The organism is Rhodovulum bhavnagarense (assembly GCF_004343505.1).
Lineage (GTDB): Bacteria > Pseudomonadota > Alphaproteobacteria > Rhodobacterales > Rhodobacteraceae > Rhodovulum > Rhodovulum bhavnagarense.
Map to the genome: position 1 here is coordinate 21,470 of NZ_SLXU01000014.1, position 14,138 is coordinate 35,607.

Below are 14,138 nucleotides of genomic sequence, written 5' to 3' on the forward strand. Positions count from 1 at the left end.
CACAGAAAACCCCACTCCCATAACGCACCCTGCCCCGCTCGGAAAGCAAAGACCCGACCACATGCCACCATCCCCTCCCCTTCTTCTTGGTCCAAGAACCCCGGGGGGTCCGGGGGGCGGCGCCCCCCGGCCTCTGCGCCATGTCGCCGACGCCGCCCGTTCGGCCCTTGCAACCGGCTGCGCGCGGATCGACACTGGGCATCTATCCTCGCACCGAAAATCGCGCGTCCCATGCCCATGCACCCCGCCCTTGGCCGCCCGGCCCATGCCGTCCTGATCTACGGCGGCGCACTGATCAGCGGCCTGGCGGCCAGCCGGATCGGGTTCCCCTTGCCATGGATGCTGGGGGCGATGCTGTTTGCCGCGGGCGTCCGGTTGGCCGACCGACCCGTGGCGATCCCGGTGCAGACCAGACAGGCCGGGCAGGTTCTGGTGGCGTGCTCGGTCGGGCTGTCCTTTACCCCCGAGGCGGTGGCGACCATGGGGGCGCTGTTATGGGCGATGCTGGCCGCGGCCATTCTGACCGTCGCCATCGGATTCGTGGTCGCCGCGGCCCTGATGCGGCTGGCGCGGGTGGACGTGATCACCGCCGTTCTGTCCTCGGTTCCCATGGGTCCGGTCGAAAGCGCGGTGCTGGCACAGGCGCATGGGGTGGCGCCGGGGCCCGTGGTCTTTGCACAGACGCTGCGGATCACCGCGCTCGTGATCGTGATCCCGCCCAGCATCGTGGCACTGGACGGCACGGTCCGCGATCCCGTCGCCATGCTGGCCCGAACGGACTGGAGCCTGGCCGGCGCCGCGTTTCTGGTGCTGGCGGGCATGGGCGGGGCACTGGTTGCGCACCGGTTACGGCTGGCCAACCCGTTCTTTGTCGGCGCCCTGGCGGGTGCCGCGCTCGCCGCCGCGTTCAGCTTGCCGATCACCGCCTTTCCCTACCCTGTCCTGGTGGTTGCGCAGATGTTCCTGGGCGTCTGGTTGGGCGCGGTCTTCGACCGCGACCTGTTGCGTCGCGCGCGCGGTTTCATCCCTGCCGCGCTGGTGTCGTCGCTGTTGCTGACGATTCTTTGCGCGGGGATGGGCCTGGGGCTGGCCTGGCTGACCGGCCAGCCCGGCACGGTGATGATCCTCGCCACCGCACCGGGCAGCGTGACCGAGATGGCGCTGACCGCCAAGATCCTGCAAGAGGGCCTGGCGTTGGTCACCGCCTTTCACCTGGTGAGGATCTTCGTCATCATCCCCAATGCCGGGCGGATTATCGGCCTGACCGCGCGGCTGGCCGGTTGGATCTCGGACCGGCGGCGCGGTTAGCCCGCCCCATACCCCCCTGCCGTAGGCGTGACCACCACCACCGCGTCGCCCTTGGCCATCTGCGTCTGGTCGCAGGCGGCAAGTTCCTCGACCCGGCCATCGGCGCGATGCACCTCGGTCCGGCCAACGCGGCCCGCGCCCCCGCCCTGCAGGCCCTGCGGCGGGCGGGACCGGTGCGAGGACAGGATCGCCAGGTCCATCGCCTCAAGGAACCGGATGCGCCGCGTGGTGCCGTCGCCTGCGGACCACTGCCCCTGCCCGCCCGAGCCCGCGTCGATCCCGAAGGACTCCAGCACCACCGGATAGCGCAGTTCCAGGATTTCCGGGTCGGTCAGGCGCGAGTTGGTCATGTGCACATGCACCCCGTCGGTGCCGTCAAAGCCGCGCCCGTCATTCATCCGCCCCGCCGGGCTGCCGGAACACAGGGTTTCGTAATACTGGTGCCGCGCATTGCCGAAGGTCAGGTTGTTCATCGTGCCCTGGCTGTTGGCGATGGCGCCGAGCGCCCCGAACAGCGCGTTGGTCACGTGCTGGCTGGTTTCCACGTTCCCGGCGACCACGGCGGCGGGGTATTCGGGGGCCAGCATGCAGCCTTTGGGGATCACGATCCTGACCGGCCGCAGGCACCCGGCATTCATAGGGATCGGCGATTCCACCATCACGCGGAAGACGTAAAGGACCGCCGCCCGCGTCACCGGTTCGGGCGCGTTGAAATTGTTGGCCTGCGAGGGCGAGGTGCCGGTGAAATCGACCGTCACGCCCTGCCGGTCCGCATCGACCGTGACCTTCACCCGGATCACCTGGCCCGTATCGGTGGGGTATTCGTATGCGCCATCCGACAGCCGCCCGATCACGCGGGCGACCTCGGCCGCGGCATTGTCCTGCACATGGCCCATATAGGCCTGCACGACCTCGATGCCGAAGCCCTCGATCATCCGACGCAACTCTGCCACGCCACGCGCGTTCGCCGCCACCTGCGCCTTCAGGTCCGCGATGTTCTGGTCGGGGTTGCGGCAGGGCCAGGGGTGGTCGGTCAGCAGATCGCGCAGCGGCCCCTCGCGGAAGCGGCCATCCTCGACCAGCAGGAAATTGTCGATCAGCACGCCCTCTTCGTCCACTTTCGTGGCCAGCGGCGTCATCGACCCGGGCGCCACGCCCCCCACATCCGCGTGGTGCCCGCGCGAGGCGACCCAGAACAGGATATCCTTGCCCCCCTCGTCGAAGACCGGCGTGACCACGGTGATGTCGGGCAGGTGCGTGCCGCCGTTATAGGGCGCGTTCAGGGCATAGACATCGCCCGGCTTCACCCGGTCCCCGTTCAGCCGGATCACCGTTTCCACGGACCGGTCCATCGACCCCAGGTGCACCGGCATATGCGGCGCGTTGGCCACCAGCGCGCCGGTCGCGTCGAACACCGCGCAGGAGAAATCCAGTCGTTCCTTGATGTTCACCGACCGCGCGGTTTTCTGCAGGGCCATGCCCATCTGTTCGGCGATGTTCATGAAGAGGTTGTTGAACACCTCCAGCAGCACCGGGTCGGCCTCTGTCCCCAGCGCGTGGTCGCGGGCGGCGACCTGTACGCGGGTCATCAGGATGTGGTCATGCGCCGTCACCTCGGCCCGCCAGCCCGGTTCGACCACCACGGTCTGGTTCGGCTCGATCACCAGCGCGGGGCCAGTGATGGCGCGGCCCGGCGTCAGGTGTTCGCGCCGCACCACCGCCGCGTCCTGCCACTGCCCGCCGGAGAAGACCGGCACATGGGCCTCTGCCTCGGCCTCGCCCTCTTCGGTGTCGGCCGCATCCTCGGTGCCGGCGGCGGACTCGGCGGCCATCCCCTCGATCTCGGCGGCCTCGACGATCAGGGGGGCGTCGGGGTCGGTGAAGCCGAACTCGGCCAAATGCGCGGCCTCGAAATCTGCGCGCGCGGCCTGCGCATCACCCGACCACAGCACCGGCAGCGCCGTGTCGGTGCCCGCATAGCGCAGGAACAGGCGCGGGGTCAGGGTGGTGCCCTCGGCCGGTACGCCCTGGGCGGCCAGCGCCTGTGTCACGTCCCGCTCCAGCCGGGACAGCGCCGCGTCGATGCCGGGCAGGGCCTCATCCTCGAACCGCACCTCCAGCCCCTGCTGGCGCGCCTCGGTCACGCGGGCAAGGCCAATGCCATAGGCCGAGAGCAGCCCCGACAGCGGATGGATCAGCACCCGCGTCATGCCCAAACTGTCGGCCACAAGGCAGGCATGCTGCCCCCCCGCGCCGCCAAAGGCGTTCAGCAGGTATTTGGTCACGTCATGCCCGCGCTGAACGCTGATCTTCTTGATCGCGTTCGCCATGTTCTCGACGGCAATGCGCAGGAAGCCCTCGGCCACCTCCTCGGCGCTCTTGCCCTCTTGGTCGGCGATCTCGGCAAAGCGCGCGGCGACCGCGTCGCGGTCCAGCGGCTGGTCCTGATCGGGACCGAAGATCGCGGGGAAGTAATCGGGGTTCAGCTTGCCCAGCATCACGTTGGCATCAGTCACCGTCAGTGGCCCGCCGCGCCGGTAACAGGCCGGGCCGGGATCGGCCCCGGCACTGTCCGGCCCCACGCGGAACCGCCCCGGATCGGCATGCAGGATCGACCCGCCCCCGGCGGCCACGGTGTGAACCCGCAGCATCGGCGCGCGCATCCGCACGCCCGCGACCTGCGTCTCGAACGCGCGCTCGAAGGACCCGTCGAAATGGGCCACGTCCGTCGACGTGCCCCCCATGTCGAAACCGATCACATGGTCATGCCCGGCGATCTGCCCGGTCCGCGCCATGCCCACGACGCCCCCCGCAGGGCCGGACAGGATCGCGTCGCGCCCCTTGAACCGGTCTGCGGCGGTCAGGCCCCCGGACGACATCATGAATTGCAGGCTTGGCCCCGGTTCATCGGGGGGCGTGGCCCCCAGCGCGCCCGCGACCCGCTCGACATAGCGCGACAGGATCGGCGTCAGGTACGCGTCGACCACGGTGGTATCGCCGCGCCCCACCAGCTTGATCAGCGGCGAGGCCTCGTGGCTGACCGACACCTGCCCGAACCCGGCCGCGCGGGCGGCCTCGGCCAGTTGACGTTCGTGGTCCGGCGCCGTCCAGGCGTGCATCAACACGATGGCCACCGCGTCGATCCCGTCGGCGCGGGCCTCGGCCAGCGCGCCGGCCACGCTGCCCGGGTCCAGCGGGCGTTCCACCGTGCCATCGGCGCGCACCCGTTCGTCCACCTCGACCACCCGGTCGTACAGCTGCTCGGGCAGGACGATTTCCTTGGCGAAGATGTCGGGCCGGTCCTGGTAGCCGATCCGCAGCGCATCGCGAAACCCCCGCGTGATCAGCAGAAGCGTCCGGTCGCCCTTGCGTTCCAGCAGGGCGTTGGTAGCCACGGTGGTGCCCATACGCACGGTGCCGATCCGGTCAGGCGGGATCGCGGCGCCCGGCGCCACCCCCAGAAACCGGCGGATGCCCTCGATCGCGGCATCGTCGTAAACGCCCGGATTCTCCGACAAAAGCTTCATCGCTTCGATCCGGCCCGCGGGGTCGCGCCCGATCACGTCGGTAAAGGTGCCGCCCCGGTCGATCCAGAAATCCCAGCGGCCGGGGGCATCGTTGCGATCATCCTGCACAGTCATTCAGCACCTCTTTGCCCCGGCTTTTCCCTTGTTTGACAGTTTGTTGACAAAGCAGGAGGCGCTGGTCAACCTGAGCTTGCGGCCCGAGGGCACCGGGCCCGCATTCATCAATAACAGGCTGCCCGAAAATCAACAGGGATTGAACCGATGACCTTTCCGATGCTGAAACCGCTGGCCGGTGCGCTGGTCGCCGCCGCCTTCGCGCTTCCCGCACAGGCCGAAAACTGGGACATGCCCACCCCCTATGGCGACAGCGTGTTCCACACCCAGAACATCATCCAGTTCGCCGAGGATGTCGGCGAGGCCACCGATGGCGGGCTGGCGATCACCGTGCATTCCGCGGGCTCGCTGTTCGCGCACCCCGAGATCAAGGATGCCGTGCGCCGCGGCCTGGCCCCCATCGGCGAAACCCTGATGTCGCGGCTGTCGAACGAGGACCCCGTCTTCGGTGCCGATTCCATCCCCTTCCTGGCCAGCAGCTATGAAGAGGCGCGCGCGCTTTGGACTGCCTCGCGTCCGCTGGTCGAGGAAAAGCTGGCCGCGCAGGGATTGACCCTGCTCTTTGCCGTGCCGTGGCCGGGCCAGAGCCTTTACACAAAGGCCCCCGTCACCTCGACCGAGGATCTGAAAGGCGCGGCATTCCGAGCCTATAACACCGCGACCGAGCGGCTGGCCCAACTGGTGGGTGCGGTGCCCACGCAGGTGGAAACCGGCGATATTCCCACCGCCTTTGCCACGGGGCGGGTGGCGGCGATGATCACCTCACCCTCGACCGGGGTATCGTCGCAGGCCTGGGATTTCACCAGCCATTACACCGACACCCAGGCATGGTTGCCCAAGAACATGGTGGTGGTGAACACCCGCGCGCTTGAACGCCTGCCCGAGGACCAGCGCGCCGCATTGCTAGAGGCCGCGGCAACGGCCGAAGCCCGCGGTTGGGACATGTCGGCAGCCGAGACGGATGCCAAGATCGCGACGCTGAGGGAAAACGGCATGACCGTCACCTCGCCCTCCGAGACACTTTCGGCGCAACTGGGCGCGATCGGCGAGACGATGACCGGCGAATGGCTTGAGGTCGCTGGCGATGACGGGGCCAGCGTGATCGAGGCCTATCTAGACGAGATGCAATGACCGGGCGGGGCCGCGCGCCCCGTTTCCGCCAACAGGGGACAGGCATGGGCCGGTTGCTTGACCGTGTTTTCGGCGCCGCGCTGGCGCTTTCGGCGCTGGGTTTTGTCGCCATCGCGCTGTTGGTGCTGGTGCAGGTCGGCGGCAGGCTGGCCGACCGGATTGCCCCGATCCTGGGGGCAGAGCCGCCGGGCATGGCCATACCCTCGATCGCAGAGATCGGCGGTTTCCTGTTCATCGCCTCTGTTTTCCTTGGCCTTGCGGGAACGTTGCGAGCGGGCGGGCATATCCGGGTGACGCTCTTGACCGGGGCGATGCCCCCGGCAATGGCGCGCGGGCTGGGCGCGGGCGTGGCCGCGCTGGCCGCCGGGCTGGCCGGGTTTGCCACCTGGTCGAGCGCGGTGCAGGCCTGGGACAGCTTCAGCTTCGGCTCGGTCAGCTATGGAATGGTCAAGATACCGCTATGGCTGCCGCAGGGGGTGATGACGCTGGGGCTGGCGCTGTTCACCCTGGCCCTGATCGAGGCGGTGGTGATCCTGACCCGTGGCGGCACCCCGCCCCACCAGGCCGCCGAGGCCGCCCAGGCAGAGGAAACGTGATGGAGATCGCCGCCCTCGCCCCCCTGCTGGTCGTGGTGCTGTTCGGGGCGCTTGCCGCCGGGCTGTGGGTCGGCTTTGCCCTGATCGCCGTGGGGCTGGTGGCGATGATCGCCGCCTCCTCGGCCCCGGTCGGTCTGGTCTTTGCCACCAAGATCTGGGGCGGGCTGACGGTGTGGGACCTGACCGCCCTGCCGATGTTCATCTGGATGGGCGAGATCCTGGTCCGTTCCCGCCTGTCGGCGGACATGTTCGCGGGGCTGGCGCCCTTTACCGCGCGGCTGCCGGGGCGGCTGTTGCATGTCAACGTGATGGGCTGCGCCCTGTTTGCCGCGGTGTCGGGATCGTCAGCGGCGACCACGGCGACCATCGGGCGGATGTCGGTGCCGGAACTGACCGCGCGCGGCTATGACACGCGCATGGTGATCGGCACGCTGGCGGGCTCGGGCACCTTCGGGTTCCTGATCCCGCCCTCGATCATCCTGATCGTTTATGGCGCGGCGACGGAACAATCCATCGCCCGGCTGTTCCTGGCCGGCGTCCTGCCGGGGCTGATGCTGGCCGCGCTGTTTTCCGGCTATATCATGCTGTGGGCGCGGCTGAACCGGTCCCGCATGCCCGAGGCCGAACCGCCCGTCGACCGGCGCAAGGCCATCGGCGCGGCGGCGCGCCTGCTGCCCGTGGTGGGCCTGATCGTGGCGGTGATCGGCTCGATCTATGCAGGTGTCGCCAGCCCGACCGAGGCCGCGGTGATCGGCGTTACCGGCGCGCTGATCCTGGCCGCGATCACCGGCGGGATGAGCTGGGCGACCTTCACCCAGGCCCTGCGCTCGGCCACCATCACGACCTGCATGATCGCCTTCATCCTGGCCGGCGCAGCGTTCCTGACCGTGGCGATGGGCTATACCGGCATCCCCCGCCAACTGGCCGCCTGGATCGCGCAGATGGGCCTGTCGCAATATGCGCTGCTGGCTGCGCTGACGGTGTTCTTCATCGTGATGGGGATGTTCCTTGATGGCATTTCCATCGTCGTTCTGACCGTGTCGATCATCCTGCCGATGGTGACGCAGGCCGGGATCGACCCGATCTGGTTCGGCATCTTCCTGGTACTGGTGGTCGAGATGAGCCAGATCACCCCGCCCGTGGGCTTCAACCTGTTCGTGCTGCAAAAGATCACCGGGCAGGACATTTTCCGCATCGCCCGCCACGCCGCGCCCTTCTTCGGGTTGCTGGTGCTGGCGGTGGCGATCCTGTCGGCCTTTCCGCAGATCGCGCTGTGGCTGCCCAGCACGATGCTGACCCGATGAGACCGCTTCTGTGGCTGGCGCGCAACGGGCGCTGGGTGCTGCTTGCGGCGCTGGTTGCAGGCATCGCGCTGCCGTCTCTGTCGCGCCCGCTGACGCCCCTGATCGTGCCGCTGATCGCCGCCTCGCTGTTCCTGGCCGCCCTGCGCACCGATCCGCGCGCGGGCCTGCCGCGCGCGCGGGACTGGCCCGGCGTGCTGGGCCAGACGCTGGGGCTGCAACTGGCGCTGCCGCTGGTGGCGGCAGCGGGACTGCACGCGGCGGGGCTTGCGAATACGGTGGCGGGGATCGGCGTGGTTCTGGTGCTGGCAGCCGCCCCGATCAGCGGAGCGCCGGGCCTGGCGGTGATGACCGGGGCGAATACGGCAATCGCGCTGCGGCAGGTGGTGATCGCCACCGCGCTGTTGCCGCTGACGGCGATCCCGGTGCTGGCGACCCTGCCGGTCTTTCCCGACGCGGGCGCGGTGATCGCGGGCGCGCTGCGCCTGCTGGGGGTGATCGGCGCGGTGGTCGGGCTGGCGCTGTTGATCCGCTGGCGCGTGCCCCGCCTGGTGGCCCCCGCCATGGTGCCGAAGATCGACGGCGTGATGACGGCAGTGATGGGCCTGCTGGTGCTGGGCCTGATGGGGGCGGTCGGCCCCGCGATCCTGCGCGCCGATCCGGCGGTGCTGGGCTTTGTCGCGCTGGCCTTCGCGCTGAACCTGATCCCGGCCTCGGCGCTGTTTTTCGGCAGCCGCGCGCGGATGCCAGACGCCGATTCCGCCGCGCTGGCCATCGTGGCGGGCAACCGCAACCTTGCGCTGTTCCTGGCCGCCCTGCCGCCCGAAACGCTGGAGCGGATCCTGCTGTTCCTCGGCTGTTACCAGATCCCGATGTACCTGACGCCGCTGATCCTGCCGCGGCTGTTCCGCCTGCGCTGAGGGCTCAGCCCAGCAGTTGCAGCCCAACGCCCCCGGCCGCGCCGATCCCCACCACGGCCCAGGCGGGCATCGACCACGCGACCAGCAGCACCGCACAGCCCAGCGCCAGCGCGAAATCGGGCATGTCCCGCACCGCCCCGGTGAAGACGGGATCATACAACGCCGCCCCAAGGATGCCGACCACCGCCGCGTTCGCCCCCCGCATCAGCGCCTGCGCCCGCGGCAGGACGCGGAACCGGTCCCAGAAGGGCAGTACGCCCACCAGCAGCAGGTAGCCCGGCAGGAAGATCGCCACCAGCGCGATCATGGCCCCCAGCACCCCGTTGGGCCACGGCCCCATCACCGCCCCAAGATAGGCGGCGAAGGTGAACAGCGGCCCGGGCAGCGCCTGCGCCGCCCCGTAGCCGGCCAGGAACTCCGCTTCGCTGACCCAGCCGGTCTGCACCACCTCGGCCTGCAACAGCGGCAGCACCACATGCCCGCCGCCCAAGACCAGCGCGCCCGCGCGATAGAACCCGTCCACAAGCGCGGGCAGATGTCCCAACACGGCCAGCATCGGCAGGCCGCCAAGCAGGGTGAAGAAGGCCGCCAGCGCGATCAGCCCGGTCCGGGACGATACCCTCAGCCGCACATGGCCGCCAACCGCCACCCCGGTTCCGCCGCCCAGCCCCAGCCCGGCCAGCGCCCCCAGAACGATGGCCAGAACCATGGCAAAGGGGCCGGGCACAAAGGCCAGCACCGCGACCGCACCCACGGCGATCAGGGCGCGCGCCCGGTCCGGGCACAGGGTACGCGCCATGCCCAGGACGGCCTGCGCGACGATGGCGACGGCCACAAGTTTCAGGCCGTGCAGCGCGCCCTGCCCGACCGGCCCCGACAGGGCCGCGGCGCCAAAGGCGAAGACAATCATCAGGATCGCCGAGGGCAGGGTGAAGGCCGCGAAGGCCGCCAACGCCCCGCGCCAGCCCGCCCGCATCAGACCCAGGGAAAAACCCACCTGGCTGGAGGCCGGCCCCGGCAGGAACTGGCACAGCGCCACCAGATCGGCATAGGCACGGTCATCCAGCCAGCCCCGGCGCACGACCAATTCCTCGCGGTAATAACCCAGATGCGCGATCGGGCCGCCAAAGGAGGTCAGCCCGAGTTTCAGAAAGGCGGCAAACACTTCGCCCGGACGTCCCTCCGGGCACGGGCCCTCCGTCGGATCGGTCATGTCTTGCCCCTGCTGCCGTCTGCCCGGCCATGCTGCCACGAAAAAGGGGCCGATGGCACCCTGCCAACGGCCCCTTTGCGCGTCAGGCGCAGATCTTACTCGTGGATACCGAGGCTTGCGAGGTAGGCGTAGATATCGATCGCCTCCTGCTCTTTGCGGACCTTGTGGGTCATCGCCCCGCGGGCCTTGGAATCGCCCAGGTAGTCACGCAGGTAGGCGGTCGGGTCCTGCACGTACTTGACGAATTCTTCTTCGATCCAGACCAAGCCGTTCTCGCCCGCCTGTGTCATGGAAGCCGAGTAACGGAAATCTTCGACCTCGCCCGCGTGACGGCCAGGAACCTTGTAAAGGTTCGGTCCGATCTTGGCGTTGCGTCCGGCCAACGTTTCACCGGCATCATCAACCACGACATGGCAGGTGATGCACTGACGGAAAGCGGCCTCACCAGCGGCCGCGTCACCCGACACGTCGAGTGCCAGAGCCGGGCCGGCGGCCAATACGGCAGCGGCGGCCAGAGCAAGTTTCGATGTCATAAGTCTCTCCCTGACTCGATTTTACCGGGGCATACCATGGAGTGCCGTGACGGGAAGGTCAAATGATTAAAAGGTGCAACTAGCCCCCCTCGAATGGCCCTTTCACACCCGGCCATAATCCTTGTCACGCCGAAGGGCCGCCTCGTCATCCGGCTTGGTCTTGGCCGCGGGCAACATCCAGCGCCACAACCGCGCATCCGGCAGCGGCAGAACCATCAGCCAATGTTCCAGCAGAGCCAGCGCCGTCAATGAGGTCAGCAGGCCATAGCCCACGATGTCATGCGGCTCGGTGGCCGCGAACAGCCGTTCCAGCCAGCAGGCCACCGCAAAGGTCAGCGCCGAGATCGAGAACGGGAACAGCCAGTTCATCTTGGCGATGCGGAAATGGCTGGGCAGATGCAGAAGCGGGCTGGGCAGGAATTCCACGTTGATCTTGGGCACCCCGAGAAACAGGTTCAGCTTGGCCGAGATGCGCGCGAAGAACAGCACGATAAAGGTCCATAGGCCCACGGTATTGGGGGCATGCTGACTGGTCATCAACATGACCAGCAGAATGCCTACCAACAGGATTTCATGATAGGCGATCGTGCCATAGGCGCGCATGAACCTTTCCCAGCCGCGGGCCGCGCCATGGCAATGGCTGGTATTGGGGCCGGTGATCACCCCGGTCAGAAAGGCCAGCTCGACCCAGCCCCAGATCAGGATGGCCGCCGCGAATGACAAGTAAGTGGCGCCCACCGTTTCGAAATGACGGCCGATCTCGAATAGCCAGATCCCACCCCCGAGCAGGGGCAGGGACATGATGGTGGCCTGTAGATGACCGATGCGGCCGCGATGCTCGGCCCGGCGCACGACATAGAGGATCGCCCCGGTGGAGAACCACCAGATGAAAAGCGCCGCCAGCGCCGCGAACCAGGCCGAGGCAATCAATAGAGGGGCTCCAGCCGGGTCGAGACGGGCACCTCGTGGCGTTTGGCCGGGATCGTGTAAAGCGCGGCAAAGGCCAGCGCCGCGCGCGCGGCCCCGGCCCATTCGGTCAGCTTGCCGCCAATCCCGCCCTTGCGCTTGCCCTCATCGATCTGGATGCTTGCGCGTTGCAGCACCCTCAACCCCTTGGCCCAGCGCGGGTGGTCGATATCCAGCGTGATCGGAAAGATCTGTTTCGACAGGTCGGATGTCTTGCGAAACACCTCGTGCCCATACCAGTCGGTATCGACGCCAAGCGCCGCGTGAAAGGCCGGGCGTTGATGGTCGCGTACATGCATGGTGGCAAAGACGGCCGTGAGAAAGAACTTGATCCACCAGACGTTGACGCCAGAGGTCAGTTTCGGATCGGTTTTCATCAGCAGGGCAAATGCCTCGCCATGGCGGAACTCGTCGTTGCACCATTCCTCGAACCATTTGAAAATCGGGTGAAACCGCTTGTCCGGGTTGGCCTCGAGGTGGCGAAAGATCGTGATGTAGCGGGCATAGCCGATCTTTTCGCTCAGATAGGTGGCGTAGTAGATGAACTTGGGCCGGAAATAGGTGTATTTCTTGGCCTGCGTCAGAAAGCCCAGGTTTACCGCGATGCCCGCCTCGCGCAGCGCATCGTTGATGAAACCCGCATGCCGCGCCTCGTCGCGCGCCATCAACTGGAACAGCTCGGTCACGTCGTGATTCTTGCCACGGCGCTTCATCTCCTTGTAGAGGACACAGCCCGAGAACTCGGCGGTGCAGGAACTGATCAGGAAGTCGATGAATTCCTTTTTCAGCTCGGGCTCCATCGCGTCCCAGTCGACGTGATCCCAGGTGTCGTCCTTCTTGAAATGGCCCTTGTTGGGGTCGGCGCGCATCTCGGCGATCAGGTGATCCCAATCCGCGCGGACGGGGCTGACATTGATCGCGTCCAGCTCTTCGAAATCGGTAGTGTAAAAACGCGGGGTCAGCAGGGTATCCTGCATCGCCACGGCGGTGGCGGTTTCGCTGTCGAGAACGGCCTGACGTTCCTGGATCGCCAGGCCCTCTTCGACGGTGGTGGCATCGGCGCTGTGTACGTTCATAGCCGCGCCTCCCCCGAAAAGGAGAACTCGCAAAGTTCCATGAATTCGAAATCGCCGGTCAGCCGCGTCCAAAGACGTTCCAGCCCGCTGGCGCGCGTTATGGTGGCCGTGCGATCCTCGGTCACCACCGCGCCATAGGGCGCCATGATCTCGGGGCCGTGGACCAGCACCTCGTCGCCCGGATAGACGACCGCCCCGTTGTTGAAACGAACATGCGCGTGAAGGCTTTCGAACTTGTGAGAGACTTCAACCGTGCAGGGCGCCGTCTCCTTTTCCCTGGTGAATATTCCCATCTTTCGGTTCCCGTTTTCTTGTTGCAAGGGGGGTCATTCTTGCCCCTCCTCTTCCAGCAGCAGCGCGAATGCTGCGGTGTTGTCGGTACCAAAACCGACAAGCTCTGCCCGCCAACCGGTCTGGTCGTCGAACAGAGAAAGCCGCCCGCTTTCATAGCGGACCAGGCGCACGGGCAGGTCCATGGGGACGTCGTATTTACCACGCTCGCGTTGCAAGACCCGCCATATGCCCGCCACGAAGCCGCCCTCGTCAGAGGCATAATCGTGGATCACGTTGCCTTGCGTATCATAAACGGTGGCTGCGCCGGTCATGCTGCCTACGATCACGATCTCGCGCTCTTGCGCGATGGGCGCGTCCAGGTCGGGCATCGCCGCAAGCGGCTTGTCGGTGATGCGGGCATAGGCCACCATCAGCAGCGAGGCCAGCATGATGCCAAAGATGGCCTTGACCAGGATCGGCGGGACCATCTCATCCACCTTGCGGGGGCGTTTATCAGCGTCTTTTTCAGCCATGGGTCACTCTGCCGCCGCCGTGTCATCCTCGGCGACGCGTGTCAGTTTCGGTTCGGAAACACGGGTTTCGGCCGCTTCTGCGATGATCCTCGCGACCTTCTGCGCATCCGGGATGCAGCGAATGGCGGGTTCCGTTCGGCTCATCCGCCAGGGACGGACATGGGGCCAGCACAACAGGTAAGATATCTTGTGGTCACCGATCAGCTCGAACGCGATTGTGCCGATTCCGGATTTCCGCAGGTCGAGGTTCGCGGTGCCAATCCAAGTATAGGGCAGGTTCAGGTTGATGGTCACGGCGGCACCGATTCGCATGGCGACGCGGCGTGTCGTGACGGTGTAGACCGTTGCCCTGGCCTGGGCGAAGGCCGTGATGATCAAAAGCAGGCCCACCACGGCCCCCAGGACCAGGAAGAACGACGAGGCGGTCACCGCCTGCGCCAGTGGCATGGTCTGCGCGGCAGCATAGACGCGCCAAAGGAACAGCAGGACGAAATACCCTACGACCCAGTCGAGCCAAAGACTTTGGCGGGCTAGGGCAAACCAGTCGGGCGCCCCCTGCCAGAGAATTTCCTCATCCTCTGGCAGTTCCTGGGGCAGCCCCCTGATCGGCTCTATTTCCAGGTCGTCATGGGGCATTCGTCAAACGT

13 protein-coding genes are annotated in these 14,138 nt (G+C 67.1%); 5 read left to right on the top strand and 8 right to left on the bottom strand.

What is annotated here, in order from left to right:
• Nucleotides 1–231: 231 nt before the first annotated feature.
• On the top strand, nt 232–1,308 hold the full coding sequence (locus EV663_RS12290; RefSeq protein ID WP_132952273.1) for an AbrB family transcriptional regulator: 1,077 nt from the start codon (nt 232–234) through the stop codon (nt 1,306–1,308).
• On the opposite strand, the gene EV663_RS12295 is transcribed toward EV663_RS12290, so the two are convergent.
• The gene (locus tag EV663_RS12295) at nt 1,305–4,949 is read right to left on the bottom strand and encodes a hydantoinase B/oxoprolinase family protein (protein WP_132952275.1); all 3,645 of its coding nucleotides are present in this window, start codon (nt 4,947–4,949) and stop codon (nt 1,305–1,307) included. The genes EV663_RS12290 and EV663_RS12295 overlap by 4 nt on opposite strands.
• Nucleotides 4,950–5,096: 147 nt before the next feature.
• Here EV663_RS12295 and EV663_RS12300 point away from each other — a divergent pair, with 147 nt between their 5' ends.
• Genes EV663_RS12300 through EV663_RS12315 form a run of 4 tightly spaced genes read left to right on the top strand, consistent with a single transcriptional unit; the run spans nt 5,097 to nt 8,897 of the window.
• The gene (locus EV663_RS12300; RefSeq protein ID WP_243697957.1) at nt 5,097–6,080 is read left to right on the top strand and encodes a TRAP transporter substrate-binding protein; all 984 of its coding nucleotides are present in this window, start codon (nt 5,097–5,099) and stop codon (nt 6,078–6,080) included.
• Between the two features lie 44 nt (nt 6,081–6,124).
• Nucleotides 6,125–6,676, top strand: a complete 552-nt coding sequence (locus EV663_RS12305; protein WP_132952277.1) for a TRAP transporter small permease — start codon at nt 6,125–6,127, stop codon at nt 6,674–6,676.
• Entirely contained in the window at nt 6,676–7,980 is a 1,305-nt protein-coding gene (locus tag EV663_RS12310) for a TRAP transporter large permease (protein WP_132952279.1), read from the top strand. The genes EV663_RS12305 and EV663_RS12310 overlap by 1 nt, the downstream gene beginning before the upstream one ends.
• Complete coding sequence (locus EV663_RS12315; RefSeq protein WP_132952281.1) at nt 7,977–8,897, top strand: hypothetical protein; 921 nt, start codon at nt 7,977–7,979, stop codon at nt 8,895–8,897. The genes EV663_RS12310 and EV663_RS12315 overlap by 4 nt, the downstream gene beginning before the upstream one ends.
• 4 nt (nt 8,898–8,901) lie before the next feature.
• Here the strand turns inward: EV663_RS12315 and chrA are convergent, their stop codons facing one another.
• The 7 genes from chrA to puhB form a co-directional block, all read right to left on the bottom strand.
• On the bottom strand, nt 8,902–10,110 hold the full coding sequence (gene chrA / locus EV663_RS12320; RefSeq protein ID WP_132952283.1) for a chromate efflux transporter: 1,209 nt from the start codon (nt 10,108–10,110) through the stop codon (nt 8,902–8,904).
• Between the two features lie 95 nt (nt 10,111–10,205).
• Nucleotides 10,206–10,643, bottom strand: a complete 438-nt coding sequence (locus tag EV663_RS12325) for a c-type cytochrome (protein WP_132952285.1) — start codon at nt 10,641–10,643, stop codon at nt 10,206–10,208.
• A gap of 102 nt (nt 10,644–10,745) precedes the next feature.
• Nucleotides 10,746–11,573, bottom strand: coding sequence for a putative photosynthetic complex assembly protein PuhE (puhE, locus tag EV663_RS12330; protein ID WP_243697958.1), 828 nt, complete (start codon nt 11,571–11,573; stop codon nt 10,746–10,748).
• Nucleotides 11,570–12,685, bottom strand: coding sequence for a magnesium-protoporphyrin IX monomethyl ester (oxidative) cyclase (gene acsF, locus EV663_RS12335; RefSeq protein WP_132952289.1), 1,116 nt, complete (start codon nt 12,683–12,685; stop codon nt 11,570–11,572). The genes puhE and acsF overlap by 4 nt, the downstream gene beginning before the upstream one ends.
• Entirely contained in the window at nt 12,682–12,978 is a 297-nt protein-coding gene (locus tag EV663_RS12340) for a hypothetical protein (protein WP_132952291.1), read from the bottom strand. The genes acsF and EV663_RS12340 overlap by 4 nt, the downstream gene beginning before the upstream one ends.
• A 33-nt stretch (nt 12,979–13,011) precedes the next feature.
• Nucleotides 13,012–13,491 carry a photosynthetic complex assembly protein PuhC gene (gene puhC / locus EV663_RS12345; protein WP_132952293.1) on the bottom strand — a complete coding sequence of 160 codons (480 nt, stop codon included), beginning with the start codon at nt 13,489–13,491 and terminating at the stop codon, nt 13,012–13,014.
• Between the two features lie 3 nt (nt 13,492–13,494).
• Nucleotides 13,495–14,127, bottom strand: a complete 633-nt coding sequence (gene puhB / locus EV663_RS12350) for a photosynthetic complex putative assembly protein PuhB (protein ID WP_132952295.1) — start codon at nt 14,125–14,127, stop codon at nt 13,495–13,497.
• Nucleotides 14,128–14,138 lie beyond the last annotated feature (11 nt).